The organism is Pseudomonas sp. KCJK9111 (assembly GCF_046231935.1).
GTDB classification, from domain to species: Bacteria; Pseudomonadota; Gammaproteobacteria; order Pseudomonadales; family Pseudomonadaceae; genus Aquipseudomonas; species Aquipseudomonas parafulva_B.
The window spans coordinates 89028-109819 of the sequence record NZ_JBJJMO010000008.1 but is presented as its reverse complement, the minus strand read 5'-3'; the positions used below and the strand labels follow the sequence as shown (position 1 = coordinate 109819).

At 60.2% G+C, this 20792-nt stretch carries 20 protein-coding genes; 14 read left to right on the top strand and 6 right to left on the bottom strand.

What is annotated here, in order from left to right:
* Positions 1 to 42 precede the first annotated feature (42 nt).
* The 14 genes from ACK59L_RS05785 (at position 43) to ACK59L_RS05720 (ending at position 15235) form a co-directional block, all read left to right on the top strand.
* Complete coding sequence (locus tag ACK59L_RS05785) at positions 43 to 1164, top strand: Re/Si-specific NAD(P)(+) transhydrogenase subunit alpha (RefSeq protein WP_409272374.1); 1122 nt, start codon at positions 43 to 45, stop codon at positions 1162 to 1164.
* 12 nt (positions 1165 to 1176) lie between these two features.
* Complete coding sequence (locus tag ACK59L_RS05780; protein ID WP_023532697.1) at positions 1177 to 1497, top strand: NAD(P) transhydrogenase subunit alpha; 321 nt, start codon at positions 1177 to 1179, stop codon at positions 1495 to 1497.
* Positions 1494 to 2930: an NAD(P)(+) transhydrogenase (Re/Si-specific) subunit beta gene (locus ACK59L_RS05775; RefSeq protein ID WP_027913213.1), complete on the top strand. Its 1437-nt coding sequence runs from the start codon at positions 1494 to 1496 to the stop codon at positions 2928 to 2930. The genes ACK59L_RS05780 and ACK59L_RS05775 overlap by 4 nt, the downstream gene beginning before the upstream one ends.
* 184 nt (positions 2931 to 3114) lie before the next feature.
* Positions 3115 to 4608, top strand: a complete 1494-nt coding sequence (locus ACK59L_RS05770) for an acetyl-CoA hydrolase/transferase family protein (protein ID WP_196136736.1) — start codon at positions 3115 to 3117, stop codon at positions 4606 to 4608.
* Between the two features lie 337 nt (positions 4609 to 4945).
* Positions 4946 to 5161, top strand: coding sequence for a DUF1127 domain-containing protein (locus ACK59L_RS05765; protein ID WP_027913215.1), 216 nt, complete (start codon positions 4946 to 4948; stop codon positions 5159 to 5161).
* Positions 5162 to 5445: 284 nt separating this feature from the next.
* Entirely contained in the window at positions 5446 to 5763 is a 318-nt protein-coding gene (locus ACK59L_RS05760) for a DUF2388 domain-containing protein (RefSeq protein WP_058638695.1), read from the top strand.
* A 29-nt stretch (positions 5764 to 5792) separates the two neighbouring features.
* Complete coding sequence (locus ACK59L_RS05755) at positions 5793 to 6086, top strand: DUF2388 domain-containing protein (protein ID WP_058638696.1); 294 nt, start codon at positions 5793 to 5795, stop codon at positions 6084 to 6086.
* A gap of 36 nt (positions 6087 to 6122) precedes the next feature.
* Positions 6123 to 6443, top strand: coding sequence for a DUF2388 domain-containing protein (locus tag ACK59L_RS05750; RefSeq protein WP_058603703.1), 321 nt, complete (start codon positions 6123 to 6125; stop codon positions 6441 to 6443).
* Complete coding sequence (locus tag ACK59L_RS05745) at positions 6440 to 8395, top strand: DUF4105 domain-containing protein (RefSeq protein ID WP_409272365.1); 1956 nt, start codon at positions 6440 to 6442, stop codon at positions 8393 to 8395. The genes ACK59L_RS05750 and ACK59L_RS05745 overlap by 4 nt, the downstream gene beginning before the upstream one ends.
* 289 nt (positions 8396 to 8684) lie before the next feature.
* A complete protein-coding gene (locus ACK59L_RS05740) occupies positions 8685 to 9992 on the top strand; it encodes a CitMHS family transporter (RefSeq protein WP_409272363.1) in 1308 nt (435 codons plus the stop codon).
* Between the two features lie 70 nt (positions 9993 to 10062).
* Complete coding sequence (locus tag ACK59L_RS05735) at positions 10063 to 10833, top strand: TerC family protein (RefSeq protein WP_027913220.1); 771 nt, start codon at positions 10063 to 10065, stop codon at positions 10831 to 10833.
* A gap of 208 nt (positions 10834 to 11041) precedes the next feature.
* The gene (locus tag ACK59L_RS05730) at positions 11042 to 12700 is read left to right on the top strand and encodes a Na/Pi cotransporter family protein (protein WP_409272360.1); all 1659 of its coding nucleotides are present in this window, start codon (positions 11042 to 11044) and stop codon (positions 12698 to 12700) included.
* Between the two features lie 30 nt (positions 12701 to 12730).
* On the top strand, positions 12731 to 14137 hold the full coding sequence (locus ACK59L_RS05725) for a M16 family metallopeptidase (protein ID WP_409272358.1): 1407 nt from the start codon (positions 12731 to 12733) through the stop codon (positions 14135 to 14137).
* 75 nt (positions 14138 to 14212) lie between these two features.
* Positions 14213 to 15235: a DUF5924 family protein gene (locus ACK59L_RS05720; protein WP_409272356.1), complete on the top strand. Its 1023-nt coding sequence runs from the start codon at positions 14213 to 14215 to the stop codon at positions 15233 to 15235.
* A gap of 31 nt (positions 15236 to 15266) precedes the next feature.
* Here ACK59L_RS05720 and ACK59L_RS05715 read toward each other — a convergent pair whose 3' ends face one another.
* From ACK59L_RS05715 to ACK59L_RS05690, 6 genes are all read right to left on the bottom strand, one after another.
* Positions 15267 to 16496, bottom strand: a complete 1230-nt coding sequence (locus ACK59L_RS05715; protein ID WP_023532681.1) for a nucleoside recognition domain-containing protein — start codon at positions 16494 to 16496, stop codon at positions 15267 to 15269.
* A 134-nt stretch (positions 16497 to 16630) separates the two neighbouring features.
* Entirely contained in the window at positions 16631 to 17959 is a 1329-nt protein-coding gene (gene gltP / locus ACK59L_RS05710; RefSeq protein ID WP_058603696.1) for a glutamate/aspartate:proton symporter GltP, read from the bottom strand.
* Positions 17960 to 18689: 730 nt separating this feature from the next.
* Positions 18690 to 19160, bottom strand: coding sequence for an inhibitor of vertebrate lysozyme family protein (locus ACK59L_RS05705; protein WP_058638704.1), 471 nt, complete (start codon positions 19158 to 19160; stop codon positions 18690 to 18692).
* Positions 19157 to 19318, bottom strand: coding sequence for a DUF1328 domain-containing protein (locus tag ACK59L_RS05700; RefSeq protein ID WP_023532363.1), 162 nt, complete (start codon positions 19316 to 19318; stop codon positions 19157 to 19159). Before ACK59L_RS05700 ends, ACK59L_RS05705 begins: the two co-directional genes overlap by 4 nt.
* Positions 19319 to 19352: 34 nt before the next feature.
* Entirely contained in the window at positions 19353 to 19643 is a 291-nt protein-coding gene (locus ACK59L_RS05695) for a hypothetical protein (protein WP_058603694.1), read from the bottom strand.
* A gap of 173 nt (positions 19644 to 19816) precedes the next feature.
* A complete protein-coding gene (locus ACK59L_RS05690; protein WP_409272371.1) occupies positions 19817 to 20638 on the bottom strand; it encodes a BON domain-containing protein in 822 nt (273 codons plus the stop codon).
* Between the last annotated feature and the right edge of the window lie 154 nt (positions 20639 to 20792).

The window sequence follows — 20792 nt, the reverse complement described above, 5'->3', positions numbered from 1 at the left end:
GGCCTCACAAATATAAAAAAGGTCATCGCAGGAGAAATAGTCGTGCACATTGGTGTTCCGCTCGAGACGCAGGCCGGCGAGACAAGGGTCGCCGCGACGCCTGAAACCATCAAGAAACTGATAGGTCAGGGTCATCAGGTTACGGTCCAGCAAGGCGCTGGGGTCAGTGCCAGCATTCCGGACAGCGCCTATGAAGCTGTCGGTGCCCGCCTGGGCTCGGCGGCTGAAGCCTATGGCGCGCAGTTGGTGCTCAAGGTAGTCGCGCCAACCGATGATGAACTGGCGCTGATGAGCAGCGGCAGCCTTCTGGTCGGCATGCTCAACCCGTTCAACAACGACGTTATCGCCAAAATGGCCGCGCGCGGCCTCACGGCTTTTGCGCTGGAGGCCGCGCCCCGAACTTCCCGGGCACAAAGCCTGGACGTACTTTCGTCCCAAGCCAACATCGCCGGCTACAAGGCTGTATTGCTGGCCGCGCATCATTATCCGCGCTTCATGCCGATGCTGATGACAGCCGCCGGCACGGTGAAGGCCGCGCGCGTCTTGATCCTGGGGGCAGGGGTGGCGGGGCTGCAAGCCATTGCGACGGCCAAGCGTCTTGGCGCCGTCATCGAGGCATCGGACGTGCGCCCTGCGGTGAAGGAGCAGATCGAATCGCTCGGTGCCAAGTTCATCGATGTACCGTACGAGACCGATGAGGAGCGCGAATGCGCCCAAGGCGTCGGCGGCTACGCCAGGCCCATGCCGGCAAGCTGGATGCAGCGCCAGGCTCAGGCCGTACACGAGCGCGCTCGGCAAGCAGACATCGTCATTACCACCGCACTGATCCCGGGCCGCAAGGCGCCTACCCTGTTGAGCGCCGACACGGTTGCCCAGATGAAACCAGGTTCGGTGGTCATCGACCTGGCAGCGGCCCAAGGCGGCAACTGTCCATTGACCGTGGCCGACGAGGTCGTGCATGCCCATGGTGTCACCATCGTGGGCCCAACGAACCTGCCAGCCCTGGTCGCAGCGGACGCTTCGGCCCTTTACGCACGCAACCTGCTGGACTTCACGAAACTGCTGTTCGACAAGGACGGCGCCCTGACCATCAACCTCGAAGACGACATTGTCGCGGCCTGCCTGATGTGCCGCGACAGTCAAATCGTCCGCAAGAACGGCTGAGGAGCACGACAAATGGAAGACATGCTGATTTCCCATGGCATTTATAACCTCATCATTTTCGTGCTGGCCATTTATGTGGGTTATCACGTGGTCTGGAACGTTACACCGGCCTTGCACACCCCGCTGATGGCAGTCACCAACGCAATATCGGCCATCGTTATCGTTGGTGCCATGCTCGCCGCTGCGCTGACGGTCACACCTGCCGGAAAGGTGATGGGTACGCTCGCCGTGGCCCTGGCTGCAGTCAACGTATTTGGCGGGTTCCTGGTCACCCGCCGCATGCTTGAAATGTTCAAGAAAAAGGTGAAGAACGAGGGGCAGAAGTCAGCATGAGCATGAATCTGGTAACGCTTCTGTATCTGGTCGCTTCGGTGTGTTTCATCCAGGCGCTCAAGGGCCTGTCCCATCCCACTACATCCCGGCGTGGCAACCTGTTCGGCATGATCGGCATGGGTATCGCGATCCTCACCACGGTCGGCCTCATCTATAAGCTCGGCGCTGAGCTGGCCACGGCCGGTATCGGCTATGTGATCGTCGGGTTGTTGGTGGGCGGCACTGCGGGCTCAGTGATGGCCAAACGGGTCGAGATGACCAAGATGCCTGAGCTGGTCGCCTTCATGCACAGCATGATCGGCCTTGCTGCGGTATTCATCGCCATTGCCGCGGTGCTCGAGCCCCAGTCAATGGGCATCGTCGCCGCCATCAGCGATCCGATCCCTACGGGCAACCGCCTGGAGCTGTTCCTGGGGGCAGCCATTGGTGCCATTACTTTCTCGGGCTCGGTGATCGCCTTCGGCAAGTTGTCGGGCAAATACAAGTTCCGTCTGTTCCAGGGTGCGCCGGTACAGTTTGCCGGTCAGCACAAGCTCAACCTCATTCTCGGCCTGACCACCATCGCGCTGGGACTGCTGTTCACCTTCACCGGCCACTACAGCGCCTTCACCCTCATGCTGGTTCTGGCGTTTATCATGGGCGTGCTGATCATCATCCCGATCGGCGGGGCGGACATGCCGGTAGTGGTGTCGATGCTCAACAGCTACTCGGGCTGGGCGGCGGCAGGGATCGGCTTCTCGCTGAACAACTCCATGTTGATCATCGCCGGTTCGCTGGTAGGCTCGTCCGGGGCGATTCTGTCCTACATCATGTGCAAGGCCATGAACCGCTCGTTCTTCAATGTCATCCTGGGCGGCTTTGGTGGTGATGCCGAAGCTGGCGCTGCCCAAGGGTCCACCGAGCAGCGCCCGGTGAAATCCGGTTCGGCCGACGATGCGACCTTCCTGCTCAGCAACGCCGACAGCGTGATCATCGTTCCCGGCTATGGCCTGGCCGTAGCACGCGCCCAGCACGCGCTCAAGGAACTGACCGAGAAGCTCACGCACAACGGCGTTACCGTCAAATACGCCATTCACCCGGTGGCAGGACGCATGCCCGGGCACATGAACGTGCTGCTGGCAGAAGCCGAAGTACCCTACGATCAAGTGTTCGAGATGGAAGACATCAATGCCGAGTTCGGCCAGGCCGACGTAGTCCTGGTATTGGGCGCAAACGACGTGGTCAACCCAGCCGCCAAGAATGACCCCAAGTCACCCATTGCCGGCATGCCGATTCTCGAAGCCTTCAAAGCCAAGACCATCATCGTCAACAAGCGCTCCATGGCCAGCGGCTACGCAGGCCTGGACAACGAGCTGTTCTACCTCGACAAGACCATGATGGTATTCGGCGATGCCAAGAAGGTCATCGAAGACATGGTCAAGGCCGTGGAGTGAGGCAGGTTCGGTTCTGACCCTGTGAACGAGAAGCCCTGGTCGGTAACGGCCAGGGCTTTTTCATTTATTGATCCGGATCAACGGCCATGTAGCGGCAAGGGTAATACGACCATGGTCGCGGGACGGCACCGGTCTAAATCACTAGACTGCGCTGCAGTAGCTTAGTAGCCCGAGATAACAATCCATGTACCGTGATCGCATCCGCTTGTCCTCCCTGCATAGCAAGGTAATGAGTGCGGCCGACGCCGCTGGCCTGATCGAGGACGGCATGACCGTCGGCATGAGCGGCTTCACCCGCGCCGGTGAAGCCAAGGCCGTCCCTCACGCGCTGGCCGAACGCGCCAAGCAGTCGCCACTGCAAATCAGCCTGATGACCGGCGCGAGCCTTGGCAACGACCTGGACAAACAGCTGACCGAAGCCGGTGTACTGGCCCGCCGCATGCCATTCCAGGTGGACAGTACGCTGCGCAAGGCCATCAACGATGGCAAGGTCATGTTCATCGACCAGCACCTGTCGGAGACCGTCGAGCAACTGCGCAACCAGCAACTGAAGCTGCCCGACATTGCCGTGATCGAAGCGGTGGCCATCACGGAGCAGGGGCATATTGTGCCGACCACCTCGGTTGGCAACTCGGCAAGCTTTGCGATCTTTGCCAAGAAAGTGATCGTCGAGATCAATTTGTCGCACAACCCGAATCTTGAAGGGCTGCACGACATCTATATACCTACGTACCGTCCTACTCGTACGCCCATCCCATTGGTTAAGGTAGACGACCGCATCGGCAGTACCGCCATTGCCATCGACCCTGCCAAGATCGTGGGCATCGTCATCAGTGACCAGCCCGATTCGCCCTCGACGGTGCTGCCACCCGATGACGAAACCCAAGGCATTGCCAACCACCTGATCAGCTTCCTGAAGAAAGAGGTGGAAGCAGGGCGCATGACCAACCGGTTGGGCCCCTTGCAGGCGGGGATCGGCAGCATTGCCAACGCCGTGATGTGCGGGCTCATCGACTCGCCGTTCGAAGACCTGACCATGTACTCCGAGGTGCTGCAGGACTCCACCTTCGACTTGATCGATGCGGGCAAGCTGCGCTTCGCCTCCGGCAGCTCCATCACCCTGTCCAGTCGCCGCAACGCCGACGTGTTCGGCAACCTGGAAAAGTACAAGGACAAGCTGGTGCTGCGCCCGCAGGAAATCTCCAACCACCCCGAAGTGGTGCGGCGCCTTGGCATCATTGGTATCAACACTGCCCTGGAATTCGACCTCTATGGCAACGTCAACTCCACGCATGTGTGCGGCACCCGAATGATGAACGGCATTGGGGGTTCAGGCGACTTCGCCCGTAATGCACACCTGGCCGTATTCGTGACCAAGTCGATTGCCAAGGGCGGCGCCATCTCGAGTGTGGTCCCCATGGTCAGCCATGTGGACCATACCGAGCATGACGTGGACATTCTGGTCACCGAGCAAGGTCTGGCCGACTTGCGCGGCCTGGCTCCTCGGGAACGCGCCAGGGCGATAATCGACAACTGCGTGCACCCTGACTATCGCGCGGCCTTGAACGACTACTTCGAGCGCGCTTGCCTGCGGGGCGGGCACACGCCGCACATCTTGCGTGAAGCGCTGGCATGGCATGAAAACCTCGAAGAAACAGGTCGCATGCTTGCCCTGTAACACGCTCTGAAGTACGCGCAAACCTCAAAGGGTCGCTTGGCGACCCTTTTTTGCGTGCTCAACGAAACAGATACCAGCAAGACTCTATAAAACTGTACTACTGTGCTGGTTTTTACACTCGAGCCTGTCAACGTACCAAGCAAATTGTATAAATTTGCACCATATTTGTGCGCACCAGTACAGTTAAGTCACTTTCGAGTGCAACAGTAGCGTTACACAGTTAACTGGCTTGCCGTCTTTACCTGCAACTGTATCTACTGTTATGGACAAGAGGGGAGGATAATTGGCATCAGTTAAATCACTATCTAATGCCGCCATAAGCGGAAGGATGATCATCATGGAACGTACCCTCAGTTCCGGTCTGGTTTTTGAAAGCACCGCCAAGCAATCCAACGCTTCGTTCCCCCTGCGCGTAGCTTCCACTCTGCTGCTTTGGCAGCGTCGTATGGCCAGCCGTCGTCAACTGGCTCGCCTGGATGCACGCCTGCTGGCAGACGCCGGTATCAGCGAATCGCAGCGCTATGAAGAGTTGAGCAAGCCTTTCTGGCGCTAAGCGCCTGTGCCAGCCTGACTGGCAGCGTTAATCTCAAAAACCCGTCGCAGGGCACTGCGACGGGTTTTTTGCTTCTGCTTTAAAGAAAACCCGCGCGACCGGTACAGTTCATTTAATTTATTTATAAGGCATAACAGTTGAGCAGCCCTCTATCATTAACATCTTGATACAGCACAGCGTGGTACGCTTCGCTTAACTGTCTGGTAGAACCGACTGTCATACCCTAGGCAAGGGCCGTTGCCCACGTTCCCAGCTGGATTTCCTTACACCAGGAGCTAACGTTCATGACCCGTAATTACCTCATTGGCGCTGCGCTGATGCTTGGCCTGGCTGGTACAGCCAGTGCCAGCAGTTTCGTCGTCACCACCGACACCGTGGTACGAGGCGTCGCTGCCTCTACCAACGCCACCTCCGATGCTTCTTCATCTTTGCGCGACAACAAAATCGTGCAAGCAGCCCGCGACGACGCCGCCAGCTTCGTCGCCAGCCAAGGCAGCATCCGAGGCGCCAAACTCGAAAGCGCGCTGGTTCACATCCGTGCCCAGGCACCTGCCTTGCACGCCAGCGACGAGCAGCTGGCTCAAGCCATCCTGGCTCTCTGAGTCAGCAGGCCGCCCCCAGCTGATCGCTCATGCGTTTTCTGCTATTACCCCTGCTCTGGATCGCAGGCATAGCCACGGCTCACGCGCTGGACACCACTACCCAAGGCCTGGTGATCTCGGGTTACGTCACGACCCAGGTCACCACTGCACCTTTTGACCGCAAGCTCATAAGCGCAGCGCGCGACGATGCGGCAGTGTTCGTTGCCACCGACGGTCGTGTGCGCGGCGCACGGCTTGAGGCAGCCCTTGAAGCCATTCGCGTGCATAAACCCGCGCGCTCTGCCAGCGACCTGGAACTGGCGCGAGCAATCCTCGTCGAATGAGTATCCTTTTCCTCCCAGTATTTTCGGAGATGCTCCATGCGTAAACCGCTGATTGCCGCTACTCTCGGCATGTTTCTGCTGGCCGACCTGGCCCAGGCCCAGACCTTGGTGGCCACCAGCAACATCATCGTGCGCGCCTTTGGCCGTTCGATCGACTTCACGTCAGATACCACGACATCCATTCGCGATTCCAAAGTGGTACGTGAAGCTCACGACGATGCAGCCAGCTTCGTAGCCAGCAACGGCGATATCCGTGGCGCGCAACTGGAAGCGGCGTTCACGACGTTGCGCGAGCGTGTACCGCAGGCACGCGATGCCAGTGACCAGGTATTGGCCGAAGCTATTCTCGCGCTGTGAAGTTACTGCGTGCCGGGTGGTTCGGCGGCCTTCTGACACTGCTTGGCACGCCCGCGCTCGCAGACTTGCACCTTGACCTGCAAACCGCCGACCTGACCCCGCAGCAGGTCAGCGCTAGCCAGGCGCTGCTCGACCAAGCGATGGCCAGCCTGCCACCCTTGTTCAAACAGCGGCTTGATCGCACCGTCAGCGTCAGTTGGAGCGACCAGATGCCGCCTGACGCCTACGGCCAGGCATCACTGGTGTCCAGCTTGATGCTCAATCGGCGCTTGCTGCCCAGCCTTGCCGACGGCACCGCGACAACCAAGCTGACGCATCGGCCCCATGGCACTGTGCGCAACGAACTGTTGGCGACCGTGGTGCACGAGCTCACTCATATCTACGACCGCGCCCGGTTATGGCCGGGGCAACAGCATGCCGTGCTCACTCGATGCAACCGCCTGCAAGGCACTGTCGGGAACATCGGCCTGCCCGGAGAGTGCCGCGGCCAGGCGGGGCGACGGTTCACGCTCAGCGATGACCCACGTCTGCTGGACCTCGCCGGCTGGCCCCAGTACGTAGGCCGGCGCGGCGAACGCGAACAGCATAACGGCCAGTTCGTGCGCAGCCCCGACCGCTACGAGCTGAGCAGCCCGAAGGAATACGTCGCGGTCAATATGGAGTACTTCCTTCTCGACCCTAGCTATGGCTGTCGCCGCCCCGCGCTCAATCGGTACCTGACACAACATTTTGGCTGGAGCCCACCCCAGGACGCCTGCGCCAAAGGCCTGCCGTTCATCAATGCCGGTAGCGATTTTGCGCGCCAACCCCTGGGTGAAGTCGACCCCGAGCGGGTGTACGAGGTGGATTACCTGCTGGCCGAGGCCAACCAGAACCTGGTCAGCCGCTGGGGGCACAGCATGCTGCGCCTGGTCATCTGCAAACCCGGCCGGCCGCGAGGCCCGGACTGCCGCCTGGATCTCGATCAAAGCCTGGTGCTCTCGTACCGCGCTTTCGTCAACGACGTCCAGTTGTCCAGTTGGGATGGGCTGGTCGGCGTCTACCCCTCGCGGTTGTTCGTGTTGCCGCTGGGGCAGGTGATCGATGAATACACCAAGACCGAACTGCGCAGCCTGGCCTCGGTGCCGCTCAAGCTCAATCGAGAGGAGATCGAGAACCTGGTCCGCCAGGCCGCCGAGATGCACTGGAGCTACGACGGCAACTACTGGTTCCTGTCCAATAACTGCGCGGTGGAATCGCTGAAGCTGCTGCGCAGCGGTACCGCCAACCCGAAACTCAACGACCTCGACAGCATCATGCCCAATGGCCTGCTGGCCGTGCTCGACGGGCGTGGGCTGGCTGACACCAGCGTGCTGGAGGATCCGCGAGAGGCACTGCGCCTGGGCTACCGCTTCGACTCGTACCGCGACCGTTATCAGGCCATGTTCGACGTCCTGAAGAAGCAGCTGCCGGTGAAGCAGACCAAGGTGGAGGATTGGTTGGCCCTGGACGCCGAACAACGCAAGCCCTGGTTCGACCAGGCTGACCTGCGCACCAGTGCAGCCTTGCTGCTTCTGGAGCAGGCGGGCCTGCGACGGCAACTGCTATTGGCCCAGGACGAGGTCAAGCAACGCTACCTCAATGCCGCAGCGCTCAAGGATGGCAGCGTCGACAAGGCCGATGCCACCCTCAAGCAAATGCTCGCCAATAGCGGTTTCCTGAGTCGCCCGGCTGAACTGCTCGATACCACCGGCTACGGGCTGCCGCAGCAAGCGGAGCGGGTTCACCTGGAAAAGGTCAGCAGCGAACGCCAGGCGCAGCTGCTGCGCTTGAGTACCAACCTGGACAAGGAGGTGAGGGCGCTACTGGAGCCTTCCCGTGCGAGGCAGATAGCGGCAGTCGAAGCCAACGTGAAGCACATCGCAGAGCATCTTCGCGCATTGCACAAGGCAGCGGGTGGGCTGCAGCTGTAGCGGCACGACAGCCCACTCACGCGCCTTCCCTACCTTTTGTCACCCTTGTTCGAGCGAAAGCTGGCTGAAAGCTTGCCCGCATAGGATAGCCCCATTGCCGGCACAGACCGGTCAGCCAGGGCGAGGTACGTGCCCCGCCCGGCGCAACCAACAACAACAATGGTGATACCGATGCCTTTCCGTGCCCGACTTCTCTCAGTCTTGTTCGACCCACTCCACGCGCAGCGTCCTGCACGCTGACCCGCCCGAACCGTCCTCTTTTTCGTCGCGCCTCGCCTGGAGTATTGCCATGCTGACCTTCCTCGGCTTCGCCATGGTCGTCACGTTCATGTACCTGATCATGACCAAGCGCCTGTCGGCCTTGATCGCGCTGATCCTTGTGCCCATTCTGTTCGCCATCTTCGGCGGTTTCGCCAGCAAGATCGGCCCCATGATGCTCGAGGGCATCAGCAAGCTGGCGCCCACCGGCGTCATGCTGATGTTCGCCATTCTCTACTTTGCCCTGATGATCGACTCCGGCCTTTTCGACCCTGCGGTGCGAAAGATCCTCAAGCTGGTCAAGGGCGACCCGCTCAAAGTGTCGGTAGGTACCGCCGTGCTGGCCCTGGTGGTATCGCTGGACGGTGACGGCGCCACCACCTACATGATCTGCTGTGCGGCCATGCTGCCCATGTACAGCCGCCTGGGCATGAGCCCGCGCATCATGGCGGGGCTCATCATTCTTGCCGGCGGGGTCATGAACATGACGCCATGGGGCGGGCCCACTGCGCGGGCGGCCAGCGCCTTGCACGTGGACCCTTCCGATATCTTCGTGCCCATGATTCCAGCGATGCTGTTCGGCGTAGTGGCAATTCTGGCCATTGCCTACCTGTACGGCAAACGCGAACGTGCCCGCCTGGGCGAGCTGCACCTGCCAACCGACGATGTCGATCACAGCGACATCAGCGTCTCGCAATATCCAGAGGCGCGCCGGCCTAAGCTGCTGTACTTCAATGGCGCACTGACCGCTGCATTGATGGCAGCCCTAGTCGCCGGCCTGCTGCCGTTGCCAGTGCTGTTCATGATCGCCTTCAGCATCGCCATGATCGTCAACTACCCATGCCTGCAACAACAGAAAGACCGTATTGCAGCCCACGCCGGCAGCGTGCTGGCGGTCACCGGTCTGATCTTCGCCGCAGGCATCTTCACCGGCATTCTGTCAGGCACCGGCATGGTCGATGCCATGTCCAAAAGCTTGCTGGCCGTCATTCCCGAAGCCCTGGGCCCGTACCTGGCGGTGATCACGGCGATCGTGAGCATGCCGTTTACCTTCTTCATGTCCAACGACGCCTTCTACTACGGTGTCCTGCCGGTGCTGGCCGAAGCGGCAAGCCACTATGGCATCAGCCCGGTCGAAATGGCCCGTGCATCCATCGTCGGGCAGCCGGTACACCTGCTGAGCCCGCTGGTACCCTCGACCTACCTGCTAGTCGCCCTGGCCGGCATCGAATTCGGGGATCACCAACGCTTCACGCTCAAGTGGGCAGTGCTGGTGTGCCTGTGCATAATGTTCGCCGCGCTGATCATGGGCATTTTCCCGCTGTTCAGCAGTCTCTGATAACAGACCTCTCTCCACCGCAATGCGCCTCGATGCAGGCGCATTGCCTATACCGCTCAAAGGAAAACACATGGAATGGCTGACCAGCCCGGAAATCTGGGTTGCCTTTTTCACCCTGACCGCGCTTGAAATCGTTCTGGGCATCGACAACATCATCATGATCTCGATCCTGGTCAGCCGCATGCCCAAGCACATGCAGCCGCGCACCCGGATCTTCGGCCTGGCCCTGGCCATGGTGACCCGCATTATGCTGCTGCTGTCCATCACCTGGGTAATGCGCCTGACCGACGATCTGTTCGTGGTCCTGGGGCAGGGCATATCCGGACGTGACCTGATCCTGTTCTTCGGCGGCCTGTTCCTGCTCTGGAAAAGCTCGCAGGAGATTTACCATGGCCTGGAAGGCGAAGAAGAAAACGCCGATGAACCCAAGGGCTCTGGCGGCAAGTTCCTCTACACCATCATCCAGATCGCGATCATCGACATTGTTTTCTCGCTCGATTCGGTGATTACCGCTGTTGGGATGGTGTCGCACGTGCCGGTGATGATCGCCGCAATCATCGTCGCCGTGCTGGTCATGATGGCGTGCGCCGGCACCATTGCCGACTTCATCGACAAGCACCCTTCGTTGAAGATGCTCGCGTTGTCGTTCCTGATCGTGGTAGGTACCGTGCTGATCGCCGAAGCATTCGATGTGCATGTCCCTAAAGGCTACGTCTACTTCGCCATGGCCTTCTCCCTGGCGGTCGAAGCCATCAATATCCGCATGCGTACGTCGTTGGCACGCAAAGCCGGCAAGGAACACGAGGCCGTGAAACTGCGCAAGGATGTGCCGGGTCAATAACCCCGCGCGTCACGAAATAAAGGGCCCTGCGGGGCCCTTTGCGCATCCCGCCAGCCCTGGCCGCGGATGTTTCAAAATCGTGACAGCCATGCGAAGCTGGCGGCAGCGGCATATTAGAACTAAAGCTTGAACAGGCCTGTGCAAACAGCACTGCGCCCACGTCTTTTCGACTGGCCAGCTTGGCCGGTGCAATCAGGGGGCTCTCGTCATGCTGACCCTACTCAACCTGCTTTCGGCAGTCACCTTGCTGGTGTGGGGCACGCACATCGTGCGAACCGGCATTTTGCGGGTATTCGGTTCGGACCTGCGACGCATCATCGGCCAGAACATGGACAAACGTCCGCTGGCCTTCATCGCGGGCATTCTCGTCACTGCAATGGTGCAGAGCAGCAACGCAACCGCAATGCTGGTCACCTCATTCGTGGGCCAGGGCCTTATGGCCATGACCCCGGCGCTGGCCATCATGTTAGGGGCTGACGTGGGCACCGCGCTCATGGCCCGTGTACTGACCTTCGACTTGTCCTGGCTTTCGCCCCTGCTGATTTTCCTGGGGGTGATCTTCTTCCTTTCACGCAAGCAGACCCGTGCTGGCCAACTTGGCCGCGTCGGCATCGGCCTGGGCCTGATCATCCTGGCGCTGGAACTGATCGTCCAGGCAGCTGCCCCCATCACCCATGCCCAGGGCGTAAAGGTGCTTTTCGCCTCCCTGACCGGCGACATTCTGCTCGATGCCCTGGTCGGTGCATTGTTCGCCATGGTGTCGTATTCGAGCCTGGCCGCCGTCCTGCTCACTGCCACACTGGCAGGGGCCGAGGTGATCAGCCTGCCCGTGGCCATAGGCCTGGTGGTCGGCGCCAACATTGGTAGCGGCCTGCTGGCGTTCATCAGCACCAGCATGCAGAACGCCGCTGGCCGCCGCGTGGCGCTGGGCAGCCTGCTGTACAAGCTGATCGGCCTGCTGTTGATCATCCCTGTGCTCCACCCGCTGGTGGACTGGATGGACACACTGAGTTTCAGCCCGCAGGAGCTGGTCATCGGCTTCCACTTGCTCTACAACACTGCCCGTTGCCTGATCATGCTACCTACGGTCAAGCCCATGGGACGGCTGTGCAACAACCTATTGCCAGAGCGCGAGCGCGACAACGGGCAGATACGCCCGCGCCATCTCGACGCCTCGGCCTTGGAAACGCCCAGTCTGGCGCTGGCCAATGCTGCCCGGGAGACGTTGCGCCTGGGGGATATCGTCGACAACTTGCTCGAAGCCATGCTTGGCGCACTGCGCGGCACCCAGGCTGCATTGCCTCAGCAGGTGCGTGCACTGGGGGAGGATGCCGAGGCCCTGTACAGCGCCATCAAGTTATACCTGGCGCAGATGACCCGCGAGGACCTCAGCGAACACGACAACCGTCGCTGGGCTGAGATCATCGAGCTGGCGATCAACCTCAAGCTGGCCTGCGACCTGATCGAACGCATGTTGCGCAAAGTCCAGCAGCAGAAGACCAGTCAACGACGCGCCTTTTCCCAAATGGGGCTGGAAGAACTGACCGGGTTGCAAGAGCAATTGCTGGCCAACCTGCGCCTTGGCCTCTCGGTATTCCTCAGCGCCGACCCGGAAAGCGCGCGTTTGCTGCTGCGCGAGAAGCGTCGTTTTCGCGCCCAGGAGCGGCGCCTGGCCCATGCCCATGTCAGCCGCCTGCAGCGAAAAGTGGTACAGAGCATCGAGACCAGCTCCATCCACCTGGAGCTCATCGCCGACATGAAGCGGTTGAACTCTTTGTTCTGCAGCAGTGCCTATGTGGTACTGGGCGGCTCGGACACGGGCGGGCTGATGCTCGACAGCGTGCCGGACGAAGCCCCTCTGCCGTGATGTCGCCGACCTGAGGACCCCCGCTCGCCCATGCGTTGCCTGATGTTCATCTGCCTGCTGATGTGTAGCCTATGCTCCTTTGCCCTGGACCGCGCTCGCGTGGAGGGCTACCTGCTGCCCAACGGCCTGCAGGTCATCCTCAAGGACGGCTACGAACGCGACCATGTGTCCATTCGCCTGGTCGTGGGCGTGGGCCTGGACGACTTCGGCTGTGACCAGAAGGAACTGCCGCACCTGTTGGAGCACTTGCTGTTCAGTGGGGTGGATGACACGGGCGAAGGAGGCCTCGAAGAGCGCCTGCAGGCACTGGGTGGCGAATGGAATGCGTTCACGGGCAATGCCGACACCACGTTCGTGATCGAGGCACCCGCACGCAATCAGCGCAAGGTACTCGACCTGTTGCTGTCGATCATTCGCGACACCCAGATCGACGCCAAGGCCCTGGCGACTGCCAAGCGCATCATTGAGCGTGAGGACGGTGGCCACTATGGGCATCTACAGCGCTGGCTGGACCGGCAGGACATCGGTCACCCCGCCGGGCAGCAATTGGCAACGGAATTGGGCTTGAAATGCCCTGAGCGTTCCAACCTCGACGACATGACCCTCGAGCAGGTCCAGAGCCTGCGCGAGCGTTGGTACGCGGCCAACAACATGACACTGATCATGGTGGGTGGCCTGGACCGCCTGTTGCCCGCCTACCTGGGAAGAACCTTCGGCGAACTCCCGGCCACCGAGCCGGAAGACCGCCGCGACCTGGAATCGATCAGCCAAGAGGCCAAGCAACGGCGCGACCTGATGCACGGCTGGCTGGGCGACACGGCCAAACTCCACTGGCTGTTCATCGAGCCGGTGCTGGACAACGACCACCAGGCCACCCTGGATCTGCTCTCCCGTTATCTGGACTGGGCAGTATATGACCAGCTGCGCCTGCGCAATGGCCTGTCCTATGGACCCTCGGTCCAGCGCGAGAGCTTCGGTGATACCGGCCTGCTCAGCCTCAACGCCGACCTTGAGCGCGATGATATAGGAAGGGCGATCGAGGTCATGCGGCGCTTGTTCGATCACTTGCGCGAGCAGGGCCTGGACCCGGACACCTTTGCCCGCATCAAGCAAGCGAGCATCGCCAAGGAAAGTTGGGCAACCCAGGGCAACAGTGCCCTTGCCGATTACTACTGGGGCGCACTGAACGACTACACTGACGGCCGCTTCGCCAGCCCTGTGCGTCAGTTGCAGCGCGTGACCCTGGAGCAAGCCAACCAGGCGCTCGAGCAGTTGCTCGCCCATGAAGGCTACATTCGTATCGAAAAACCGCTGCTCGGGTACGACGAGCTCTATGGCCTGTCGTTCCTGCTGGCAGGGTTGCTGCTCGCCGCATGCCTTCTGCGCTGGCGTCGACAGGCCCCTGGCAAGCCAGGCGGTGCTACTCGGCACATGTGAAACGGCGGTATCCTTTCAATGCCCGCGTCGTGCATGCAAGGGCCGCCTCCTAGCCACTCCAAGCATTGCAGCCCCATGCCCCCAATACCTAAGATCGCCCAGCGCATCATCGAACTGCTCAAACGCTATCCGGGCGTCATTGCCTTGGGTGGTTTTCTATCAGGTGTAGGCAGTTTCATCCTGGTCGACCGGCAGGCGGGCCTCGCCAGCTGGATCGCCGTCCTGCTGCTGGTCAGCTGGGTCTGGCTGATGCTCGAAAGCACGCTCACCCGCCTGTTCACGCGTACCTTCAAGCGTGAAATACCCCAGCCGCTGTTGCGCTATGCCACGCAGATGATCCATCAGGAATCCCTGTTCTTCGTACTGCCGTTTTTCTTCATCACCACCACCTGGAACAGCGGCCAGTCGATCTTCACAGGCTTGCTGGGCGCCGCCGGACTGGTCTCGATCATCGACCCGCTGTACTACCGCTGGCTCGCGCCGCGGCGCTGGCTGTTCATGGCGCTTCACACCCTGACCCTGTTCGCCGCCTTGCTGACCGCCCTGCCGATCATCCTTCACCTCACCACCGCGCAAAGCTTCAAGCTGGCCCTGATCATCGCCATGGCCTTGTCCTTCCCGAGCCTGGTCAGCAGTTTTCCGGTCAGCAACTGGCGACGCGGTGTCGCCCTGGTGGTAATCACGCTGGCCGTCGGTGGCGGGGGTTGGTTGTTGCGCTCCTGGGTGCCGCCGGCCACCTTGTGGATGACCGAAGTCGCCGTGAGCACCGAGGTCATCAACCGTGAGCCGGGAGATTCACTGGATACAATCGCTGCCAGCCGTATCCGCAGCAGCGGCCTGTACGCCTATACCGCCATCAACGCACCGCGCGGCCTGAATGAGCGGATCTACCATGTGTGGCAGAAAGACGGGCAGGAAGTGGACCGTATCGCCCTGGATATTCACGGTGGGCGCAAGGAAGGCTACCGAGCCTGGACCCACAAGCAGAACTTCCCGCCCAACCCGGTGGGGCGTTGGCAGGTGAGGGTACTGACTGAGGATGGCCAGGTGATCGGTGTCCTGCGCTTCAAGGTAGTCGAAGATGCCGCCGCTTCATGAGCGGCGCATCGTGTGGCGCCAGAAACGCCGGTCAGCCAAAGAACCAGTAGCAAACGCAGATCGCTGCCACCACACCGGAAAACTCGGCCAACAGTGCACACCCCACGGCATGGCGCACCCGTTGAATGCCCACGGCGCCGAAGTACACGGCCAGGACGTAGAACGTGGTTTCGGTACTGCCCTGGATGGTCGCAGCGACCAAGGCAGGGAAGCTGTCCACACCCTGGGCCTGCATGGTCTCGATCAGCATTGCCCGTGCAGCACTGCCGGAAAACGGCTTGACCAGAGCAGTTGGCAGCCCTTCGACGAAGCGCGTATCCAGGCCCATCCAGTTCACCGCATGGCGGATACCGTCCAACGCCACCTCAAGCGCCCCGGATGCGCGCAGTACACCGACCGCTACCAGCATCGCCACCAGGTAGGGCAGCAGGCTTTTGGCAACGTCGAAGCCTTCCTTCGCCCCTTCCACGAATGCTTCGTAGACCTGGACCCGCTTGAGCGCGCCGATGATCAAAAAGACGATGATCACCCCGAACAGCGTGAGGTTGCCCAGGATCGAGGACAAGCTGGCCAGCGCGGCTGCCGACAGTGTGCCGAGAAAGGCCATGAAGCCCCCCAGCAGCAACGCGCCGGGTACCAGGTACGCCAGCACCACAGGGTCCCATAGCCGTAAACGCTGCATCACCGCGACCGACAGCAGCCCGACCAGCGTCGACACACTGGTGGCCAGCAGGATAGGCAGGAACACCATGGTTGGGTCGGGCGCGCCTTGCTGGGCGCGGTACATGAAGACCGTCACAGGGAGCAGGGTCAAGGAAGACGCATTGAGCACCAGGAACAGGATCTGCGCGTTACTGGCCGTGGTGCTGCTGGGGTTGAGCGTCTGCAGGGCACGCATCGCCTTCAAGCCGATAGGGGTAGCAGCGTTGTCCAGGCCCAGACCGTTGGCCGCGAAATTCATGGTGATCAGCCCTAGCGCAGGGTGCCCAGGCGGCACTTCGGGCATCAGCCGTGCGAACAAAGGGCCCAGTACCTTGGCCAGCCACTCGACGATACCCGCCTGCTCGGCGATCTTCAGAAAGCCCAGCCATAGGGTCAGGGTGCCGAACAGCAATACCATGACCTCGACCGACAGCTTCGCCATGGCGAAGATGCTTTCGACCATGGCCGCGAAGATGCCGGCGTTGCCACCCACCAGCCATTGAGCCATGGCAGATATGGCCGCTACCAGAAAAAAGCCGAGCCACAAGCCGTTGAGCATCCACTTACCTCCCCGAAAATGCCCGAATCATAACGTATCGAACACTGCCCTGGCTGCGGCTCGCCGTGAGTATGGATGCCACAGACAACAAAAAGCCCCGACGGGTCGGGGCTTTGGGTCCAACAGGTTTGGCCTCAGCGTTTGGCTGCTTCACCCACCATGGCAGTTTCAGGCTTCTCGGCGATCAGCGAAGCGTAGTACAGCTCGCCCTTGGCCGCGTCGTACATGCCTTCCCAGCGGGAGATGACCAGCGCCGCCAGGGCATTGCCGATCACGTTGAGTGCCGTGCGCGCCATGTCCATGATGCGGTCGACACCGGCAATGAACGCCAGGCCTTCCAGTGGGATACCCACGCTACCCAGGGTGGCCAGCAGCACCACGAACGAAACGCCTGGTACCCCGGCGATGCCTTTGGAGGTCACCATCAAGGTCAGCACCAGCAGCAACTGCTGGCTCCACGACAGGTCGATACCGTAGAGCTGGGCGATGAAGATGGCCGCGATGCTCTGGTACAGGGTGGAGCCGTCGAGGTTGAACGAGTAGCCGGTGGGTACCACGAACGAGCAGATCGATTTGGGCGCGCCGTACTTCTCCATCTTTTCGATAACCCGTGGCAGGACGGTTTCCGAGCTTGAGGTGGAGTAGGCCAGGATCAGCTCATCTTTCATGATGCGCATGATCTTGATCACCGAGAAACCGAACAGGCGCGCTACCAGCCCCAACACCATGAAGGCGAAGAAGGCGATGGCGAAATACACCAGCAACACCAGCTTGGCCAGTGGCAGCAACGAGCTGAAACCAAAGTTGGCAACGGTCACCGCGATCAGCGCGAACACACCGATCGGCGCGTACTTCATGATCATGTGAGTGACTTTGAACATGGTCTCCGATACGGCCTGGAAGGTGCGTACCAGAGGGTCGCGCAGCTCGGCTTGCAGGCTCGAAAGGCCAAGGCCGAACATGACCGAGAAGAAGATGATCGGCAACATCTCACCGCGCATCAGCGCCGCGAAGATATTCGACGGAATCAGATTGAGCAGGGTCTCGATGAAGGCATGCTCATGCTGCACCTCGGCGGCGGTCGCCTGGTACTTGGAGATGTCCACAGTACCGAGGGTGCTCATGTCGATACCCGCGCCCGGATGGAACAGGTTGGCAAGCACCAGGCCCACGACAATGGCGATGGTCGTGACGACCTCGAAGTAGAGAATGGTCTTCAGGCCAATACTGCCAAGCTTCTTGGCATCGCCAACCCCAGCGATACCCACGATCAGCGACGAGATCACGATCGGGACCACGATCATCTTGATCAGGCGAATGAAGATATCACCAGCAGGCTGAAGGACGTTGCTGATCCACCAGGCCTTTTCTGCACTGAAGTGGTTCAGGAGCGCGCCGATTGCAACGCCCAGTACCAGACCTATGACGATCTGCCAGGCGAGGCTCAGTTTTGCCTTCTTCATGTCTTTACCCTTTGTTGTAGTGGTCATGTCGACTAACGGCTACCGGACAGCAGAGGGACACAAGCCCGGAGTGAATTCGCCGATCAGCGACGTGTTGTAAGGACAGCGCAGACGAGCGCAGGGCTCGGTCGGCGAAAAAGGCCGCAACTATTGCGATGGGAAGAAGGGAAATCTAATGCCGGAAACGCATACCCCATACCGATTGAGCATGGGAAAGTGAGGGCATTTGTAAGGGTATAGGCGCCCTGCGAGGCGCTGTTCGGAATCCCGAACAAGGCATAAACGCCAGATGGCGGCTGAAATAGTCGCAAAGGAACATAGGGAACATTCGGTTGTTCGACAATCCGAATGCTTCAAACGCAGCTGATATAGATAGCACAGCTCACGAAAAAAAAGACGCGCGGTTGAGACAAAATGTGTCCCCAGATGGATTTCGTGCATCGCGCACTGCCATCTGGATGGCTCCTCGGAAGCCAGGTCCACCCTGAAGATCGTTCAGGGCTCTACTGACCTGGAACTTCCGATTCTGCCTTGCCTGACCCGGCCCAACAGGTGGAGGCACTCCCTGTACCCCTAGGCCACTCCAATCCTGTAGCGATCAGAACAGCCCGGCCCCTTGGTCATGTGCTGCTCCTCCTCGGAGCAGCACAGCATAGAAGGCTGCAAGCCTACGGCCGTTCAGCTTCTATTTCATGACAGTGCCGAACCTGAACCGCACCGGTCTTGCGACTCAGTACCAGTTCGGGTCCCGCTTGAGTTGCTCCTGAAGCATGGCTTTCATGCCATCGTCCGGTTTGCCAAGCCACCGGTATTGCGCATGGCGGGTGGGCGACTTGTCGCTGGGAAGGCCTTCCGGTACCTCCACCAGCATCCCGTAGGCGTCATCCTTGTCCCAGCTGAATGCCACGATCAAACGCTTGTAAGTGCATTTGTCCGCAGCTTCGCAGAGCGGGCCCACGAGGTATTTATCACCGTCTTCCGTGACCGCCGACATCTGCTGAGGCGAACTTCCCGTCAGGTTCAATACCCAATCGGGCAGGCGTTCCTCGCCTTTGACGGCATCCTGCCAGGATTCCCGGTACTCGGCGTCGCTACCCAGCAATTGATCGACGCGTAGCTGGCCATCATTGGCCGCCAACGCTGCTGCAGTGGCGCTCATCATCAGAACGCCAGCTACGGCATTGCGTAACAGCCTGCTCATCTGCGACCGCGTCCAAAGAAGAACGAAGCAACGAAAAGAACCAGGAAAACGATGAACAGGATCTTGGCGATACCCGTTGCAGCGCCAGCGATACCACCAAAGCCCAGAACTGCAGCGACGATGGCGATGATGAGGAAAGTGATAGCCCAGCTCAGCATGGTGATTCTCCTTTGTTTTTCAAAAGCAGGGTGATCAGAACACCCAACGGTCCTGTGGTACGACATGTTCAACGGTTGCAGGGGACTCGGCCTTACCCTTCGATGGCAGCGGCTCGGCTGCTTGCACGAGGTTACTGGCGCGGGTGTTCTGGATCTGCGACAGCAGAGCGGTTTGCGCCGCGACCTGATCGGCCAGGCGGGCGGTTTGCACGCTGTAGTAGAACAGCCCTGCTGCCAAAGTCAGCATGACCGCGATGCCAAGCGACATGATCTGACGCAGTGGCAGGGCGGTAACGTGCAAACGGTTGACAGATGGGCGGTTTATACCGGCTTCTCCTGCTGTAATTTTTGTCCAGACTTGAACAAGTAATTGCAGCCTGCGTGCCAGCTTTGAAATTAGAAAATATCCTTATTTTTCAATAAGTTAAAAGATTGAACCATTAGGACCTACCACGTATCCTGCACGATGCCCCCTGGGGGGCCGTGCGAAATGCACGATCACCCTTCAACCTTGGTTGCCACCTTGAGCATGTCGGCATCGACCCCACGCACACCAATGATCTGTCTGGCGATGTCCGTCGCGATATTCTTCTGCTCCGGGCTGACGACTTCGCCGGAGAGTCTGACCAAGCCATCCTGGCTCACCACCTTCAGATTCAGCCCGTCGAGGTTGCGGCTGAAGCTGTAACTGCTTTGGACCTTATCGACGATCCAGGCATCGCTTGGCTGCGGTCCGGTAGGGGCATCCACAGGCTGGTCTTTAGCTTTGATCATGGCTGCGGTATCAAGGCTGATCAGGTTGTTGACCAGGTACACCCCTTCGGTCGTACGCGCCACGACGCCCGCAAGCTCCTTCGCCTCGGGGTTGTCTACCCGCCCCCGGAGCGTGACGACACCGCTGTCACTTTGTACCTCTATGGGTGCGTTCTCAGTCAGGCGGCTCCACAACAGCCGTGACCGTATGACTGCCGTAAGCGTCACGTCCTCCGTGCGCTGGGCATAAGCGCGCAACGCCAGTGGACGCTCGACCAGCTCAGGATTGACCTGCACCTGATTGTCGACCTTCTCGATACCTGAAGTCGCCAAAGCCACTTCCTCGACCAAACGTCGCTCAACCTCATTCTCGACCTCCCCAGCCAAACGCGCCGACGCCCCATCGACCTTAACGGTGATTCGATAAGGATTGAGGATCCGATTCAAGGACACTGCCGTCTGCAGCGAACCTTCCAGGCGAGCATCGTGGACAGGATCGTCACTGGCCACAGCGGCGAGGGGCAGCAAACTGACCGCTAGCGCAAGTGCGCGAAAGGGGAAAGGCATGTCGTAGTCTCCTTTTGTAGGCAAAATCTGAAACTCTTCGCAACCAATGTGCCAACCAACCTCTCTAAGCAAATCGCCGGCCCCACGGGTGCCTTTGAGCTTCTTGGTCGACCCGCTGGCGTGCAAAGGGCAGAATCCTTCAGAATTGACCATG